Source organism: Marinovum sp. J2-8 (assembly GCF_055808435.1).
The window spans coordinates 72,045-88,706 of sequence record NZ_JBVVRZ010000004.1 but is presented as its reverse complement, the minus strand read 5'-3'; the positions used below and the strand labels follow the sequence as shown (position 1 = coordinate 88,706).

19 protein-coding genes are annotated in these 16,662 nt (G+C 60.8%); 6 read left to right on the top strand and 13 right to left on the bottom strand.

Annotated features, from left to right (window positions below; genetic code table 11):
- The gene (locus tag AC0L4F_RS13350) at nt 1-1,296 is read left to right on the top strand and encodes a TRAP transporter large permease (protein ID WP_244689022.1); all 1,296 of its coding nucleotides are present in this window, start codon (nt 1-3) and stop codon (nt 1,294-1,296) included.
- Nucleotides 1,297-1,308: 12 nt separating this feature from the next.
- Entirely contained in the window at nt 1,309-2,784 is a 1,476-nt protein-coding gene (locus AC0L4F_RS13345; protein WP_244689021.1) for an aldehyde dehydrogenase family protein, read from the top strand.
- A gap of 156 nt (nt 2,785-2,940) precedes the next feature.
- Here AC0L4F_RS13345 and AC0L4F_RS13340 read toward each other — a convergent pair whose 3' ends face one another.
- The 6 genes from AC0L4F_RS13340 to pobA all read right to left on the bottom strand — a co-directional run bounded on the left by AC0L4F_RS13340 (nt 2,941) and on the right by pobA (nt 7,532).
- Entirely contained in the window at nt 2,941-3,777 is an 837-nt protein-coding gene (locus AC0L4F_RS13340; RefSeq protein WP_244689020.1) for a 3-oxoadipate:acetyl-CoA acetyltransferase, read from the bottom strand.
- A 9-nt stretch (nt 3,778-3,786) separates the two neighbouring features.
- Nucleotides 3,787-4,398: a protocatechuate 3,4-dioxygenase subunit alpha gene (pcaG, locus tag AC0L4F_RS13335; protein ID WP_244689019.1), complete on the bottom strand. Its 612-nt coding sequence runs from the start codon at nt 4,396-4,398 to the stop codon at nt 3,787-3,789.
- A gap of 63 nt (nt 4,399-4,461) precedes the next feature.
- Nucleotides 4,462-5,205: a protocatechuate 3,4-dioxygenase subunit beta gene (gene pcaH, locus AC0L4F_RS13330; RefSeq protein WP_244689018.1), complete on the bottom strand. Its 744-nt coding sequence runs from the start codon at nt 5,203-5,205 to the stop codon at nt 4,462-4,464.
- The gene (pcaC, locus tag AC0L4F_RS13325) at nt 5,202-5,582 is read right to left on the bottom strand and encodes a 4-carboxymuconolactone decarboxylase (RefSeq protein ID WP_244689017.1); all 381 of its coding nucleotides are present in this window, start codon (nt 5,580-5,582) and stop codon (nt 5,202-5,204) included. The genes pcaH and pcaC overlap by 4 nt, the downstream gene beginning before the upstream one ends.
- Nucleotides 5,575-6,363: a 3-oxoadipate enol-lactonase gene (gene pcaD / locus AC0L4F_RS13320; RefSeq protein ID WP_244689016.1), complete on the bottom strand. Its 789-nt coding sequence runs from the start codon at nt 6,361-6,363 to the stop codon at nt 5,575-5,577. The genes pcaC and pcaD overlap by 8 nt, the downstream gene beginning before the upstream one ends.
- Nucleotides 6,363-7,532 carry a 4-hydroxybenzoate 3-monooxygenase gene (gene pobA, locus AC0L4F_RS13315; protein WP_244689015.1) on the bottom strand — a complete coding sequence of 390 codons (1,170 nt, stop codon included), beginning with the start codon at nt 7,530-7,532 and terminating at the stop codon, nt 6,363-6,365. The genes pcaD and pobA overlap by 1 nt, the downstream gene beginning before the upstream one ends.
- Nucleotides 7,533-7,627: 95 nt before the next feature.
- Here pobA and pcaQ point away from each other — a divergent pair, with 95 nt between their 5' ends.
- The 4 genes from pcaQ (at nt 7,628) to AC0L4F_RS13295 (ending at nt 10,217) form a co-directional block, all read left to right on the top strand.
- Nucleotides 7,628-8,533: a pca operon transcription factor PcaQ gene (gene pcaQ, locus AC0L4F_RS13310; protein ID WP_244689014.1), complete on the top strand. Its 906-nt coding sequence runs from the start codon at nt 7,628-7,630 to the stop codon at nt 8,531-8,533.
- A 114-nt stretch (nt 8,534-8,647) separates the two neighbouring features.
- Nucleotides 8,648-8,899 (top strand): helix-turn-helix domain-containing protein, encoded by a 252-nt coding sequence (locus tag AC0L4F_RS13305; protein ID WP_244689013.1) that lies wholly within the window; start codon nt 8,648-8,650, stop codon nt 8,897-8,899.
- The gene (locus AC0L4F_RS13300; protein ID WP_244689012.1) at nt 8,899-9,528 is read left to right on the top strand and encodes a HipA N-terminal domain-containing protein; all 630 of its coding nucleotides are present in this window, start codon (nt 8,899-8,901) and stop codon (nt 9,526-9,528) included. Before AC0L4F_RS13305 ends, AC0L4F_RS13300 begins: the two co-directional genes overlap by 1 nt.
- Nucleotides 9,414-10,217, top strand: coding sequence for a HipA domain-containing protein (locus AC0L4F_RS13295; RefSeq protein WP_244689011.1), 804 nt, complete (start codon nt 9,414-9,416; stop codon nt 10,215-10,217). Before AC0L4F_RS13300 ends, AC0L4F_RS13295 begins: the two co-directional genes overlap by 115 nt.
- Before the next feature lie 24 nt (nt 10,218-10,241).
- On the opposite strand, the gene AC0L4F_RS13290 is transcribed toward AC0L4F_RS13295, so the two are convergent.
- The 7 genes from AC0L4F_RS13290 to AC0L4F_RS13260 form a co-directional block, all read right to left on the bottom strand.
- On the bottom strand, nt 10,242-11,099 hold the full coding sequence (locus AC0L4F_RS13290; RefSeq protein WP_244689010.1) for an aldose 1-epimerase: 858 nt from the start codon (nt 11,097-11,099) through the stop codon (nt 10,242-10,244).
- Between the two features lie 2 nt (nt 11,100-11,101).
- Complete coding sequence (locus tag AC0L4F_RS13285; protein ID WP_244689009.1) at nt 11,102-11,845, bottom strand: SDR family oxidoreductase; 744 nt, start codon at nt 11,843-11,845, stop codon at nt 11,102-11,104.
- Nucleotides 11,846-11,856: 11 nt separating this feature from the next.
- Nucleotides 11,857-12,588: an ATP-binding cassette domain-containing protein gene (locus tag AC0L4F_RS13280; RefSeq protein WP_244689008.1), complete on the bottom strand. Its 732-nt coding sequence runs from the start codon at nt 12,586-12,588 to the stop codon at nt 11,857-11,859.
- Between the two features lie 3 nt (nt 12,589-12,591).
- Nucleotides 12,592-13,569 carry an ABC transporter permease gene (locus AC0L4F_RS13275; protein ID WP_244689007.1) on the bottom strand — a complete coding sequence of 326 codons (978 nt, stop codon included), beginning with the start codon at nt 13,567-13,569 and terminating at the stop codon, nt 12,592-12,594.
- 79 nt (nt 13,570-13,648) lie between these two features.
- Nucleotides 13,649-14,620 (bottom strand): sugar ABC transporter substrate-binding protein, encoded by a 972-nt coding sequence (locus AC0L4F_RS13270; RefSeq protein ID WP_244689006.1) that lies wholly within the window; start codon nt 14,618-14,620, stop codon nt 13,649-13,651.
- Nucleotides 14,621-14,650: 30 nt separating this feature from the next.
- The gene (locus tag AC0L4F_RS13265; protein ID WP_244689005.1) at nt 14,651-15,859 is read right to left on the bottom strand and encodes a mandelate racemase/muconate lactonizing enzyme family protein; all 1,209 of its coding nucleotides are present in this window, start codon (nt 15,857-15,859) and stop codon (nt 14,651-14,653) included.
- 9 nt (nt 15,860-15,868) lie between these two features.
- Nucleotides 15,869-16,576, bottom strand: a complete 708-nt coding sequence (locus AC0L4F_RS13260) for a FadR/GntR family transcriptional regulator (RefSeq protein ID WP_244689004.1) — start codon at nt 16,574-16,576, stop codon at nt 15,869-15,871.
- Nucleotides 16,577-16,662 lie beyond the last annotated feature (86 nt).

The window sequence follows — 16,662 nt, the reverse complement described above, 5'->3', positions numbered from 1 at the left end:
ATGGAACTTGCACTGACCGGCTTTGGCATTTTGCTGTTTCTGGCCTTTATCGGCGTGCCGCTGGCCTTTGCCACGCTTGCGGTGGGGTTTTTTGGATTGATGTATCTGCGCGGGATGAGCGCCGCGCTGTCGGTGTCTTCGCAGTGGATCGTGGAAACCTCGTTGAATTACAGCCTGTCGATCATCCCGCTTTTTGTGCTGATGGGGGCGTTCATCCATCGTTCGGGCATCAGTCGCGATCTTTTTGCGGCCTCTTATGCCTGGCTGGGCCGGTTCCGGGGTGGGCTGGCGCTGTCGGGGGTGCTGTCCTGTGCGGGCTTTGCGGCGGTGTGCGGATCGTCCCTGGCCACGGCGGCCACCATGACCCGCGTGGCCGTGCCGCCCATGCGCGAATTCAAATACAACGAGGGTTTCGCCGCAGGCACCATCGCCGCCGGTGGCACGCTGGGGATCATGATCCCGCCCTCTGTGCCGCTGGCAATCTACGGGATTGTCGCGGGTGAGGACATCGGCCTGTTGTTCATCGCGGGCATCCTGCCCGGTATCCTGTTGATCGTTCTGTTCATGGCGGCCGTTGTGATCGTCACCGGCCTGCGCCCTGATTTCGGCCCCAAAGGTGTGGCCATGTCGTTGCGTGACACGCTGCGCGCCTCCTATTCCACCTGGCCGGTGATCCTTCTATTCAGCGTGGTTCTGGGCGGGATCTATGTCGGGATCTTTACCCCGACCGAAGCCGCCGCCGTGGGCTGTGCCGGGGCCTTTGTGTTCGGGGTGTTTCGCGGGCACTTCCTGGATCGCGAGAGCCTCTGGGGGGTGTTTCAAGAGACGGTCACCACCACGGCGATGATCTTTGCCATTGTCTTTTCGGCGCTGATCCTGGCGCAATTCGTCAATCTGACCGGCATGCCCTATGACCTGCAAGCGCTTGTGCTGGGCTGGGGGTTGGGTCCGACGGGGCTGGTGTTGATGATCTGTGCGATCTGTGTGTTGCTTGGCATGGTGTTTGAATCCATCGGCATTCTGCTTTTGATCATCCCGGTGTTCCTGCCGTCGCTGTCGTCACTGGGGGTGGACCTGATCTGGTTCGGCATTTTGGTGATTATCGTGATCGAGCTGGGGCTGATTTCCCCGCCGATTGGCATGAACGTCTTTGTGGTCAAATCGGTGGCGCCGGAAATCCCGTTGCTGTCGATCTTCCTTGGGGTGCTGCCCTATCTCATCGCGATGGTGCTGGGCGGTATCTTGATCCTCAACATCCCGGAAATCGCGACATTCCTGCCCAACGCGATGCGCTAAGAAAGGCGTCCCATGACCGATATCGTCGAAACGCAGCTTTTCATTGATGGTGCCGCGCGGCCCGCATCAGATGGGGGAACCTATGCGATCCACAACCCCGCACGCCCCGCCGAACTGGTTGGTCGGGCGGCGGCGGGCACGCCGCAGGATGTCGAGCGCGCGATGCAGGCCGCCCATCGGGCCTTTCCCGCCTGGGCTGCGCTTGGCTATGACGCGCGGGCAGACATGCTGCGCAAGGTTGCCGCCGCGATCACCCAGGACATGAAAGAGGTCGACAGCCGCGCGCGTCTGTTCACCCGTGAACATGGCAAGATCCTGCGCGAAACGCATCTGGAGATCAGCCGCCTTGGCGAGCGTTTTCTGCAATGTGCGGGCTATGCCAGCCGTCTGGCGCAGGACGAGGTGATCAGCGCCGCGCCAAACGACACCATCATCACCCGTCAACCGCGCGGTGTTGCGGCATTGGTGGTGCCCTGGAACTGGCCGCTGGCGATCCTTGGGGCGAAGCTGCCGCAGGCGCTGATGGCGGGCAATACGGTTGTGGTCAAACCCTCGGCCAATTCGGCCCTTGCCCCGGCCATGACGTTGCACCGCATTGCCGAGATGCTGCCGCCCGGAGTGGTGAATATCGTCACGGGATCGGCCAGCCGGATCGGGGATGCCATCATCGGTCATCCGCTGGTGCGCTATGTGAATTTCACCGGCTCGGTTGAAGTCGGGCGGCATGTGATGAAAGTGGCGGCGGACAATATCACGCCGGTCACGCTGGAGCTTGGCGGCAATGACGCCGGGATTGTCTGTCATGACGCCGACCTGACGGGTGATGTGTTTCAACGTCTCTACCGCGCGGCTTTCATGTCGACCGGTCAGATCTGTTACGCGCTGAAACGCCTGTATGTGCACAGGTCGCGTTTCGAAGAAGTGGCCGAAGGATTGCGCGCGGCGGTGGATGCCCAGGTGATTGGCGATGGCTTGTTGCCCGACACCACGATGGGGCCGATGAACAATGCCAAACAGCTCAGGGTGGTGACCGACATGATCGCCGAGGCGCGCGCCGCCGGGCAGGATGTGCAGGAGCTGGGGCAGGTGCCCGATCCGGCGCTTTATCGGGATGAATTCTTTCAGCGGCCAGTTTTGGTGTTTAACGCCGATCCCGCACTGTCCGTCGTGCGCCAAGAGCAGTTTGGTCCCATCCTGCCGCTTGTGCCTTTTGACACTGAGGATGCGGCCATCGCCATGGCAAATGATGACCAATTCGGCCTCGCCTCGTCGGTTTGGACCGCCGATAGCGACCGTGCGGTCGCGCTGTCACGTCGGATCGAGGCGGGTTATACCTTTGTCAATGCACATGGGCCGTCAGCGATGGACAACAATGGGCCGTTCGGCGGATTTAAGAAATCCGGCATTGGCCGGAACTTCGGCTATGAGGGCGTGACGCAGTTTCAAGGCCACCATTCCATCGCCGGTGGGCCGGGGACACTTGTCTGACCGCCGCGCCCAAGCGCATGAGGGCACAGCGGCGCGCGCAGTTACACTGTGATCTGCCACACTGTAATCAGTTACAATGTGAGCAGTCACACGGTGATCGGCGCGCCGGTTGGCTGCGGGGGATCGTGCCGCAGGGTCGGGGGTGTCCCGGCGGCCCTAGACCGCCAGCGGTCGCAGACCGAGGATGTCACGCGCCTGTTGCCAGGTTGCGACCGGTCTTTCGTATTTTTCGCAAAGTGCCGCTGCGCGCTGGACCAATGCCGCGTTCGAGGGCGCCAGCGTGTCGCGATCAATGCGCACGTTGTCCTCAAGCCCGGTGCGGGTATGACCGCCGGCGGCGATGCTCCATTCGTTGACCTCGATCTGATGGCGGCCGATGCCGGCGGCGCACCATTCGGCCTCTGGTGCCAACCGCTGCATGGTGCGTACGTAATAGTCGAACACGTCGCGGTCGACCGGCATTGCGTTTTTCACGCCCATGACGAATTGCACATAAAGCTTGCGCGGCAACCGCCCGTCCCTGTGCATTGCGACCGCCTGATGGATGTGGCTGAGATCAAAGGCCTCGATCTCGGGCAGGATGTCATGCTCGCGCATCTCGCCCGCCAGCCAGTCGACCAGATCCGGGGAATTTTCATAGACCCGGGTCGGGAAATTGCACGAGCCGACCGAAATGGATGCCATGTCCGGGCGGACAGGCAAAGCCCCGGCGCGTTCCTTGCCCGAACCGGACCTGCCGCCGGTCGAAAACTGGATGATCATGCCGGGACAATGCTTTTCCAGCCCTTCCTTGAGCCGCGCAAAGCGGTCGGTGTCCGAGGTCGGCTTGCCCGCATCATCGCGCACATGGGCATGCACGATGGCGGCCCCGGCTTCGAACGCCTCTTGCGTGCTTTCGATCTGTTCCGCGATGGTGATCGGCACGGCGGGGTTGTTGTCCTTGGTGGCCACTGATCCGGTGATGGCGACGCAGATGATGCAGGGTTTGGTCATGGGAAAGCCTTATACATCAAAGAAGATGGTTTCATTCGGCCCTTGCAGGTGAATGTCGAAACGATAGACGCCGTCGGCCTCTTTTCGGGCCAGCAATGTCGGCAACCGGTTCTGGTGTTCGACGCGGGCCAGGACGGGATCGGCGGCATTCGCCGCGTCTTCGTCTTCGAAATAGATGCGGGTGTGCAGGCCGATATTGATGCCCCGCGCCACGACCCAGGCCGTGATGTGGGGGGCCTGCATCCGCCCGTCGGGAAAGGGGACCGCGCCGGGTTTGACCGTTTCGAAGGTGAATTCGCCGGTCACCATATCGCCGGGCGACCGGCCCCAGCCGGTGAAATTGGGATCAGCCGTGCCGCGCGTTTCATTGGCCGAGGGGAAAAGGCCCGCCGCATCCGGTTGCCAGATTTCGATCATCGCATCCCGCAGCGGCGTGCCGGTACCATCGAACACCGTGCCCTTGACCGTGATCTCCTCGCCCTGAACCGGGCCGGTCTTCATCGAGGTGCCAAGATCGCCGCCGTAGATGTCGATGCCGGTGAAATTGGGGGTGCAGCCGATATGGACATAGGGGCCCGCGGTCTGGCTGGGGCTTTCGCGCAAATAGTCGAGCTTTTGCATATCACATTCCTCGCGTGTCGCGGATCGGACCGCAGAACCAGTTTCCACTATTGCAGCGCATCGTCATAGCCCTTCCTTGCGGTTCTCGAAATAGGTTTGGCGACGCCCGCGCAGCACCATGTCGAATTTGAAGGCGCGGCTGTCCATCGGCACCGTGCGGTTCATGTCGAGCAGGGCGGTCAGCGCATCCACCGCCGCCTGTGATTTGACGGTGCTCAGGATCGGACAGAGCGGGATGTGGGGGTCGCCCTCGAAATACATCTGGGTGATCAGGCGCTGTGCAAATCCATGGCCAAAAAGCGAGAAATGGATATGCGCCGGGCGCCAGTCGTTCATGCCGTTGGGCCAGGGGTAGGGGCCGGGATAGATGGTGCGGAACTCATATGATCCGTCTTCCGCCGTGATCGTGCGCCCGCAGCCGCCAAAATTGGGATCAAGCGCGGCGAGGTAGCTTTCTTTCTTGTGGCGATAGCGCCCACCTGCATTGGCCTGCCAGAACTCGACCAGGGCCCCCGGCACGCCGCGACCGTTTTCATCCAGCACCCGGCCATGCACGATGATGCGTGGGCCAATCGCGCTTTCGCCGGGTTGGGCGTAGTTCAGGATCAGATCATTGTCCAACGCGCCAAGCATGGCGTGGCCAAAGATGGGCGAGGTCTCTTCGCTGAGTGTCGATGGAAACGACAGCAGCGCGGATTGGGGGCTGCGCCGCACGCTGGTCTTGTAGCGGGGTGTCAGCGCGTCGGGTTGCCAATCACGGTCGCGCGGGATGAAGCCGCCCGCTGTTGGTGTTTTCGGATGGCTCATACGGGAACTCCCATCTCTGCAAAGGTCTGTTTCGCAAGTTTGATCGCATGGTTGGCGCGCGGCACGCCGGCGTAGACCGCCACATGCATGAAGGATTGCAGCACGTCCTGCGGGCTGGCGCCAGTGTTGGCGGTGGCACGAACATGCATCGGGATTTCTTCGAAATTGCCGGTGGCCGCCAGAAGCGACAGGGTGAGCATCGACCTTTCCCGTTTGGTTATGGCGTCATCCGCCCAAAGCGTGCCCCAAGCACCTTCGGTGATCATCGACTGAAAGGGTTCATCGAATGTGGTCTTGTTGGCCTCGGCGCGGTCGACATGCGCGTCGCCCAGAACCGACCGGCGCGTGGCCATGCCTTTTTCAAATCGCTCAGACATCGGCGTGCTCCTTCAGAAACGGGTTCAGGATGGCAGCATAGGCTGCGGGATCTTCGACGCAGGGCAGGTGGCCCGCACCATCAATCACATGGAACGCCGCGCCGGGGATCAGCGCGGCGGTGGCGGCGACAAGGTCGGGTGGGCTGGCGCCATCATGGCTGCCTGCGATGACCAGCGTAGGCAGACGCAGGGCGCGGGTTGTGTCGGTCAAATCGGTGGCGGCAATCGCGGCGCAGCAACCAAGATATCCGGCCTCTGGCGTGCGGGTCAGCATGTTGCCCCAAAGGGTGGCGTCCTTGCTGGCGCGAAAGCGGGGGCCGAACCACCGGTCGAGGATCGCGGCCTCCAGCGCGGGCAGGCCATTGGTCGCAATGGCGGCAATGCGATCATTCCAGGATGTGGCGTCGCCCAGTTTCGCGGCCGTGTTGGACAGAACCAATGCGCGCAGCAGATCGGGACGGCGTGCCGCCAGATTCTGGGCGATCATGCCGCCGATGGACAGGCCGACAAAGGTCACCGGCCCGCAGTCCAGCGCCGTGATCAGCGCCTCGGCATCGCGGGTCAGGTCGTCGATGGCATAAGGCCCGGTCGGACATTCCGACAGCCCATGACCGCGTTTGTCAAACCGGATCAGGCGCAAGCCGTCGGGAAGCAGGGGGATCAAGGCATCCCAGAGCCGCAGGTCGGTGCCCAGCGAATTGGCAAACAGAACCGGCGCGCCTTTGGGATCGCCTGCCTCTTGCACATGCAATGTCACCCCATTTGCATTCACGGCCCGCATCAATAGGGCAATCCGACATAATTTTCCGCCATCGCCTTTTGTGCGGCGGTATTCGACCGCAGGAATTCGATCTCGGCGACCTGCATTTTCAGGTCGAATTCGGATTGATGCGGATAGGTGTGCATCAAGGACGAGAACCACCAGCTGAACCGTTCCGCTTTCCAGACGCGGGCCAGCGCCTTTTCTGAATAGGTATCAATGCCTTTGCTGCTGCCGTTTTCGTAATACTCGCACAGACCGTTATAGAGATAATGCACGTCAGAGGCGGCGGTGTTCAGACCCTTGGCACCGGTCGGCGGCACGATATGCGCCGCATCACCACAGAGGAACAGCCGCCCCCAGCGCATCGGTTCGGTCACAAAGGACCGCAGCGGCGCAATGGATTTTTCGATGCTCGGCCCGGTGACCAGCTTGTCCGCCTGGGCAGAGGGGATGCGGCGCTTGAGCTCTTGCCAGAACGCTTCGTCGGTCCAGTCTTCTGGTTTGTCGCTTAGCGAGCATTGGATGTAATACCGGCTGAGGTTCTGGTTTCGCATTGAGCAAAGCGCAAACCCACGGGGCGAATTCGCATAGATCAGTTCGTGATTGACCGGCGGCGTTTCCGACAGGATGCCGAGCCAGCCAAAGGGATAGAGTTTTTCGTATTCCTTCCGCACATCCAGCGGGATGGTCTGGCGGCTGACACCGTGAAACCCGTCACAACCGGCAACGAAATCGCAATCCAAACGATGCGCCGCGCCGTCAACGGTGTAATAGACATGCGGCGTGTCGGTGTCGGCACCGTCGATCACCACGTCTTCTACGTTGAACACGATCTTGCCGTCGGCCTTTTCGCGCGCTTCATACAGGTCGCGCGTCACCTCGGTCTGGCCATAGACCATGACCGGGGTGCCGGTATGTTCGGTGAAATCAATGCGAAACATCTCGTCGCCATAAGACACAAGCGTGCCATCATGGGGAATGCCCTCGGCATGCAGGCGATCGGCGCAACCGGCTTCTTCCATCAGGCTCACCAGCCCGCGTTCCAGAACACCTGCGCGGATGCGCCCAAGGACATAGTCCTTTGTCTTGCGCTCCAGAACCACGCTGTCGATCCCCCGCTTGTGCAGAAGCTGCGCCAGCAAAAGCCCGGATGGCCCGCCCCCAACGATTGCGACCTGGGTTTTCATATCACTCTCCCGACATTGATGATCCTGTTTGACATGGCTTTGCGGATATTCAAAATGACATTATACGCTATTTGGTTGCCAAAATTGGAATGAATATGGATCGACGTATCAAGTTCCGCCATCTGGATGCGTTCAGTGCCATCGCCCGCGCCCGCAGTTTCAAGATCGCCGCAGAGCAGTTGAACCTGACGCAGCCGGCGATTTCGAAAACGCTGAAGGAGCTGGAGGATATTCTGGGCGTGGTGGTGATGGAGCGCAGCCGATCCGGTGTGGCCCTGACCCCGCAAGGCGAGGTTTTTCTGCAATTCGCGGAGCAGAGTACCGCTGCGCTGCGGCACGGGTTGCGCAGCATTCAGGCCGCCAGCAGCGCCGCAGGTCAGTTGAAGCTTGGCGCGTTGCCCAGTGTGGCGTCGTCCCTGTTGCCGGATGCGGTCCGTGCCTTTTGTGCGAAAAGCCCCGATACCTTGATCGAAGTGCACGAGGGGCCGCATCATGACCTGACCGCGCGCTTGCGCAGTGGCGGGCTTGATCTGGTTGTCGGGCGTCTTGGCAAACCCGACACGATGGTCGGTCTCAGCTTTCAGCAGCTCTATTCGGAAGAGGTGGTGGTGGTGGCCCGCCCCGACAGCCGGGCGCAGGATCTTTGCGATATCGGCGGGCTGGACGGGTTTCGCGTGCTTTATCCGCCTGCGGATTCTGCGATCCGCCCATTGGTCGCACGGTTGTTGATCGCGCGGGGGGTGCCGCTTTTTTCCGACCGGATAGAGACGACGTCACCGGCATTCGGGCGCGGCATTGCGCTGGCGGATCCCGATACGGTCTGGATCATCAGCAAGGGGGTGGTTGCGGATGACATCGCGCAGGGGCGTCTGGTGCCGCTGAACCTTGATCTGACTGCCACCCGGGGCGCGGTCGGCATCATGAGCCGGGCCGAAGAGGTGCCTTCGGTCGCGACGCGTATGTTTGCGCGCCTGCTGAGCGCGTTGTGCCATGGGCGATAGCCGCCCAAAGCCTGGTCCCATCCTGCGACTTCTGTACACGCTGTGGCGTATAAAGTGGCGTTATACGCCACAGCGCATATAGACATTTTATTCGCTTTAGCGTATCTTTGCGGCATGAGCGATCTGGCCCGCACCGCAAGACAAATCGGCACTCTCATCCAGCGCGCCCGCAAGGCGCAGGGCTGGACCCAGAAGCAGCTTGCCGAACGTGCGGGGCTGCGGCAGGCGACGATCTCTAGCATGGAGAGCGGCGAAAAGCCCGCAAAACTGGACTCTCTCCTGGCCGTCCTGTCCGCGCTTGATCTGGAATTTCGGATCGGCGCGCGGTCCAAAGGGGATGCCAGCGACATCGAAGAGATATTCTGATGGGGCGGCGTCCGGCCTTTGCGCCCTTGCGGGTCTATATGAACAACCGCCGCGTCGGAACCCTGAGCCGGGCGGCCAGCGGTGCGATCGGGTTTTCCTATGCGGCGGATTGGCTGGGCTGGCAACATGCGATGCCGGTGTCCTTGTCGTTGCCGCTGCGCGAGACGCCATATCGGGGTGAACCGGTTATCGCCGTTTTCGAAAACCTGCTGCCGGATTCGGATCACCTTCGTCGTCTTGTGGCCGAAAAGGTCGGTGCGCGCGGGACAGATGCCTATAGCCTGCTGACCAAGATCGGCCATGATTGTGTCGGCGCGCTTCAGTTCGTCACTGGCGAAGAGGATGCCCCGGATGCAACCGGCCAGATCGGGGGAGAGGCGGTCGATGCCGCCGCCATCGAGAGGCTGCTGACCGGGTTGAGTCAGGCGCCGCTTGGTCTGACCCGTGATGACGCGTTCCGGATCTCGATTGCGGGGGCGCAGGAAAAAACCGCGCTGCTGTGGCATCAGGGCCAGTGGATCAAGCCGCATGGCGCAACACCCACGACACATCTGTTCAAGACGCAGATCGGCAAGCTGCCGGGGGGATCGACCTGTCGAACAGTGTCGAGAACGAATTCTATTGCCTGAAACTCACCGAAGCTTTCGGCCTGCCGGTGAACAAGGCGGTGATGGAAACCTTCGGAGAAACCGACGCTTTGGTCATCGAACGCTTTGATCGCCGCTGGACGCAGGATGGCCGCCTGTTGCGTCTGCCACAGGAGGATTGCTGTCAGGCGCTGTCAGTCCCGCCGACCCTGAAATATCAAAACGAAGGCGGGCCGGGGATGGGGGATGTGCTGGGGCTGCTCCGGGGCAGTGACACCCCGATCGAGGATCAGGACATCTTTCTCAGGGCGCAGATCGTGTTCTGGCTGATGGGGGCGACAGATGCCCATGCCAAGAATTTCAGTATGTTTCTTGGCCCCGGCGGCAGTTACCGCATGACCCCGCTCTATGACATCGTCACTGCGCAGGGGGCGTTTGACGCCCGCCAAATCGAGCGCAAACAGATGAAGATGGCGATGTCGGTCGGGACCAGCCGACATTATCGGTTTGACCAGATCCATGGTCGCCATTTCATGCAAACCGCGATGCGTGCGGGCCTTGCGGCTGGGCGCGCCAAGGCGCTGATCGAAGAGGTCGAGGCCCGTGCCACTGCGGCGCTCGACATTGCGGCGGATGCGCTGCCAAACCAGTTCCCGCAGGCGATTGTCGAAAGCGTCAGCAGGGCGGTGCGGGGGCGGCTGGGCGGTCTCAGCCTGTCCGGCGCGGTGTGACCACCCGGCCATGGTCGGCCATGATCATGTGACACCCCAGTCAAGGGTCATGGCGGCCCGCATGGTGTCGCCGCTGTGAAGGGTTTGCAGGCCGGGATGGCCGGGCAGGTGAAAGGCGTCGACCGGATGCGAAACGGGTTCAAAACAGAAGAATTCCGCGCCAACCGCAGGTGAGAACACCAGCGCGGTGCTCAGGGTGTTCGTCGCGGTCAGGGTGCAGGACATGGCGTCGTGGCCCTGTTGGATATGCGCGGGGCCATGCCAACCGGTATAGCCATTGTTGATCCATGTGTCGGGCAAGGCGCGGGGCCGCGAGAAATCCCAATTGGGGGCGGTCGACAGGCTCAGCTGCTTGGTCGGGAGGTAAGCGGCATCCTCTAGCCAGACCGTTTCGGCGTTGAAGCCAAGGCGGGTTTTGGCGCTGCGCGGAAACCAGGGGTGAAACCCACAGCCAAAGGGCAGCGGATCGGGGCCGGTATTGGTGACGCTGAGCGTGACGATCATCGCCCTGGCGGTCAGGACAAAATCCTGAACCGCATGGTAGTGCCACGGGCCAAAAGACCCGTGTTCAAGCGTCAGGCGGGCGGAATTGCCGGATTTTTCGGCCACCCACGGTCTTTGAAACCCGTCGCCATGGATCGGACAGGCCTCTCCGGTCAGGTTCGGGGCAAGGTTGTGGCGGATGCCATCCCAATCGAAACCACCACCGGATATGCGGTTGGAAAAGGGGACGAGAATATTGCTGGCCAGCGAAAACGGAGTGTCCGCATCACCGGCCCAGGGGCGCAACACCGGGCGGCTGTCCACGTCCAGCCGGGCAATCCCACCGCCAATCGACGGGGCGAGGGCCAGCTTGGCCAGCCCTGCGCCGAGAATTGTCAAATCTACCATCCGCCGTCGATATTGTAGTTCTGGCCGGTGATCCTGTCAGCGGCGGAAGACACCAGAAAATGCACCAGATCGGCCACATGTTCGGGCAGGATGCGGGTTTTCAGGCATTGGCGTTCCAGCACCCAATCATTGTATTCCTGCAATCGGTCGCCAAAAATGCGTTCTTCGGCGTCGGACACAATGGCACCCGGCGACACGGCATTGACGTTGATCCCATGCGGACCCAGTTCGCGCGCCATGGATTTTGTCAGCCCCAGCATTGCCCCCTTTGACGTGATATAGGGCACATAGCCGTCCCATTGGCCGGTCAGGGTGACAGAGGTGAAATTCACCACCTTGCCATAGCCCTTTGCCTTCATTGTGCCCGCGCAAAGGCGGGTCAGCACAAAGGCTGCCGAGGAATTGACCCGGATCTGGTCTTCATATTCGGTGAGGGTGAAGTCCTCATGTGGTTTGTTGATGATCAGGGCCGCGTTGTTGATCAGGATGTCAAAACCGCCGGATTTTGCGATCAATGCGCCAACGGTCTTTTCGGTGCCTGCAAGGTCGTTCAGGTCGCAGCCAAAGAAGCTGACATCCCGGCCCAGGGCCGCCGCGCGGGCATCTGCATCGGCGCTGTCGGGACGGTCCAGCACCACGACGCGGGCGCCTTCGGCGGCCAGTTTGCTGGCCTGAGCGCCCCCCAACGTGCCCAGACCGCCGGTCAAAAGAACCGATTTTCCTGTCAGATTTGCCATGTTTTTCCTCCTCACAACACGTCGAGAACTTCGTCCATGTTGGTGTCTGTTGTGCGCTTATCCAACACCACCTCACCGCGGGCCATGGCGACGATCCTGTCGCAACATTCAAAGACGTGATGAATGTTGTGGCTGATGAAAATGCCGGTGATGTTCAGGTCTTTGAGACTTTGAACAAAGTCGATCACCTTGTTGGTTTCCTTGACCGCCAGATGGTTGGTCGGTTCGTCCAGGATCATGACCTTGGATTTGAAATGCATCGCCCGGGCGATGGCCACACCCTGGCGTTGACCGCCGGAAAGTTCGCCCACCAATGCATCGGGCGAACGCAGATGCAGCCCGGCGCCGGCAATCGCCGCGACGCTTTCCTCGGCCATTTTCCTGTGGTCCATCGCCCCAAGGCCAAGCATCGAAAACTTCAACGGCTCGCGTCCGATGAACATGTTGCGGGCGATGCTCATCGTTGGCACCATGGAATTATATTGGTAAATCGTCTCGATCCCAAGATCCATGGCGTCACGCGGATTGCGGATGCTGACCTTTTGATTGTCGAGAAAGATCTCGCCCTCGCTGGCCTGTTGCGCGCCGGACAGAATGTTGATCAGGGTCGATTTTCCCGCACCATTGTCACCGATCAGCCCGACGGCTTCGTTTGGTGAGAAATCCAGAGAGACCCCTTTCAGCGCATGCACGCCCGAGTACCATTTGTGCAGGTTGCGCACCGAGATAATTGGTTGGGTCATGGCTCAGGTCTCCACCTTGATGGCCTTGGCGCGTTTGCCGAGCCAGGTGTTCACGACAACCGCAAAGATGGTCAGGAAGCCGATGGCGAATTTGAACCAATTGGCATCGACCTGCGACAGGACTAGCCCATTGTCGATCACCCGGATCAGGATTGCGCCGATCACGCCCCCCAGAACGGCGCCAATCCCACCGGACAACGCGGTGCCGCCGATGACAGCCGCGGCAACGGCCTGAAGCTCCCAGCCTTCGCCGATGGACGGCAGGGGCGAGCCAAGGCGCAGCACCTGGATCATGCCGGCAAATCCGGCAAGCATGGAACACAGCATGAAACAGGCGATTTTGACACGCGCGGTCGGGATGCCCATCGCCTGGGCGGCGGGCAGAAAGCCCCCGGTGGCACGGATCCAGTTGCCGAAATTCGTCCGGCTCATCATCAGCGAGGCCAGCACCGCAACAAGGACGAACCAGACAAAGGACATGCGGAACAATTCGCCGGGGCCGACAAAGACGGTGAACAGCCAGTTCGGCAGATCATTGGGCAACAAGGGCGGGAAACCACCCGAAATCACAATGGTCAGCGAGCGGGCGATGAACAACATGCCCAACGTCGTGATAAAGCTTGGGATATTGTATTTGATCGTCAGGAAACCGTTGACGAAACCAATGGCGGCAGACGCGGCCATGCCCGCAATAAACGCGAGGATGAAGGGCGCGCCATCGGCCATCAGAACGGCCATGGTCATGGGCATCAGGGCAAAGACCGACCCGACGGACAGATCGAACTCGCCGCAGATCATCAGGATCGTAACGCCGATGACCATCAATCCGATTTCGGGCAGGATGCCCAGAATGCCGCGCAGGTTGTTGGCGTTCAGGAAGATCCCGTCCGACTTTACCTGAAACACGACAACCAGCAGGACCAGCAGGACCAGTGCCGCCAGTTCAGGCTTTTCCATATAGATTTTGAGCAGGCGTTTCATCTGCTGCATGTCCTTTTTCCGTGTGACGGCCCGACCGCGCGCGATGTCGCGGCCGAACCCATTGCAGTGCAGAATGCGCTTAGCGCAGACCCTTGACCGACAGTTCCATGATGGTGTCGGCATCGGCCGGGGTCACGATGCCCTGGCCGGTGTCGACATTCGCCGGGGCCAGATCAACGGTATGCGCCAGATAGGCCTGCATGACCGGAATGAAGCCCTGCATATAAGGTTGCTGGTCGACCTGGGCCTGAATATAGCCCGCCTGCATCTGCTGCACGGCCTCGGGGACAAGGTCGAAACCACCCAAAAGCACCTCGCCCGGGGCAATGCCGCGATCCTTCAGGACACGGGCGACAGAGGCATGCCAGAAACCGGTGTCAAAATAGGCGGTGGTGTCGGGGTTGGCGTTCAGATAGGCGCCGACGCGGTTGGCCGTGACCGCAAGGTCCGTGCCTGAATCGATCCGCTCATAGCTGATGTCGCGATCCGGGTTGGCGGCCTTGTAGTCGGCCATGAAGTCGAGAACACCGCCACCGCGGGCCTCGGACCAGTTCTGGCCCGGGGCGGAAATGCCAACCAGCACCTTGATTGGCCCCTCTGCCGGGAAATGGGCCGACATCGCCTTGCCAAGCGCATAACCCGCAGGGCGGAACCCCTGACCGACAAATGCGGCACGGGCGTTGCCGGCGGCGCCTTCGCTGTCGTCCACATTGACGGCGATGGTGATCACACCCGCATCAACAGCGCGCTGAATGATGTCATCAAGGGCGCGGTCATCCACGATCGAGGTCAGCAACGCATCCGGGCTGCGCGCCAAAGCGGCCTCCATATTGGCGGCCTGCTGTTCGATGGATCCTTCGGTCTGGGTAAAGATCATTTGGCAATTGGCCCCGATCTTGCCACAGGCATCGTCAAAGCCCTTTTTGACGGCCTGCCAGAACGTGTTGGACGCCGATGAATGGTGGGTGAACACGATGTTCATTCCTTCGGCCTGGGCCGTGCCGCCCATCAACAGTGCCGCCAGCGCGGCAGAGGTCATCAGTTTCTTCATCTTGGGTCTCCTCCCTGGAGCATGTTCAAATCAGATGTCGCTGACATCCGATGTTTTCCGGTATGTCGTGAAAGCCCGGTCCAGATCCGGGTTCAGCGCCATCCCCAACCCCGGACCGGGGGGCACGGTGATCCGGCCGTTTTTGACCGGCGGCAACGCGGTCACGAGGTCGCGATACCAGGTGCGATAAAAGGCCCGGACGCTTTCCTGCACCAATGCGTTTGGCGCGTTCAAAGACAGATGGGTCGAGGCACAGAGCACCACCGGCCCGGTGCAATCATGCGGGGCAATGGGCAGGTGCCATGTCTCGGCCATGGCGGCGATTTTGCGCGCCTCGCTCAGACCGCCACACCAGCTGATGTCGAGGTTGAAGATCCCGGCCACGCCGGTTTCGATCAAATCGCGAAAGGCCCAGCGGCTGCCAAGCGTTTCTGACGCCGCAATCGGGGCCTTGCTGGCCGCGCCATAGCGTTTCAGGCTGGACAGGCTGTCCATCTTGATCGGGTCTTCGTGCCAGAATGTGCCATAGGGCTCCAGCGCGCGGGCGATTTCGATCGCGGGCAGCAACTGCCACATCAGATGGAATTCGACCATGATGTCCATCTTGTCGCCCACGGCCTTGCGGATCTTGTCAAAGGGCACAAGCGCCGATTTCAGGTCGGAGGGCGAGATATACTGACCACGGGTTTTTTCGGCGGCCACATCAAAAGGCCATATTTTCATGGCCGTGATGTCGTCTTCCAGCAGCGACACGGCCAGTTCATCGGCGCAATTCATAAAGGCGTTCAGATCATCATAGCCATCTGCCGCTTCGGATTTCAGCGCGTAATTGTCGGTGTTCTGCCCGCTGGCTTTCTTGATGTATTCGGTGCCTGCACAGGTGTTGTAGGTGCGAATATCCTGCCGCGTGAACCCGCCCAGAAGCTGGGCAATCGGCTGGCCGGTGGCCTTGCCGAACAAATCCCACAGCGCGATGTCAAAGGCGGAATTGCCACGGGTTTCCACACCGGTTGAGCGAAATCCGAGATAACCCACCAGATCCGCCGAAAGCCTGTCGATTTCCAGCGGATTGCGCCCGATCACAATTGGCGCGACGGTTTCGTGGATATAGGCCTCTACGGCCTTGGCACCAAAGAAGGTTTCCCCCAGACCGACAAGTCCCTCATCGGTATGGACCTGGACCCAGAGCAGGTTGGGGCGTTCTTCGACGCGAATGGTTTCAAGTTTGGTGATTTTCATGGCGTCACCTCAGGTCAGACCAGCGTCGAGCAGCACCTTTGTGCTGTCGTCGAAGTGGAGTTTCATGAGCCGGGCCGATTTTTCCGGGTCGCCCGTGGCGATGGCGTCCGCGATGTCGATATGGTTTTGCACGTTCTCCTTGCGCGCGTCGAAGCTGCTGCGGGACCGCCAGCCGATTGGCCAGCTTTGGCGTGCCACACCCTGAAAGGCGCCGACGATCATGGCAAACACCGGATTGCGCGAGGCCTGGGCGATTGCCATGTGGAAGGCCAGATCGTTTTCCATGACCTGATCCGCATCTTCGATGTGTTTCATCATTTCCATGGCGTGCTGGCGAATGCGCTGGGCTTCGGCGTCGGTGCGGCGCAGGCTGGCAAGGGTGACCGTGCGGGTTTCGATGGTCCGGCGCACGTCATAGACCTGCTGAACGCTGATCTGTTCGGTCAATACGCCGTGTTCGATCATCAGCGACATCGCCCCATGATCCAATTGGGCCACCGTGGCGCGTTTTCCGACGCTGAGGTTGATCAGCCGCATCGCAGCCAATGACCGGAAAGCCTCGCGAATGACGCTGCGCGATACGTTCAACTCACGAGAGAGGCTGTTTTCGCTTGGCAGACGATCCCCCGGGCCCAGTTCATTGGCGCGAATATGTTGGGTGATCACGCCAATCGTCTCGCTGACCCGGTTGCTGTTGGTGCCGGTCTCCTCGGTCATTTGCGCTCTCCTGTTTTCAATTTGCCGCTATCCTGTCAGACAGGTTTGTTGTGTTCTATTGCTAGGTTTGCTTTAAGCTTGTGTCA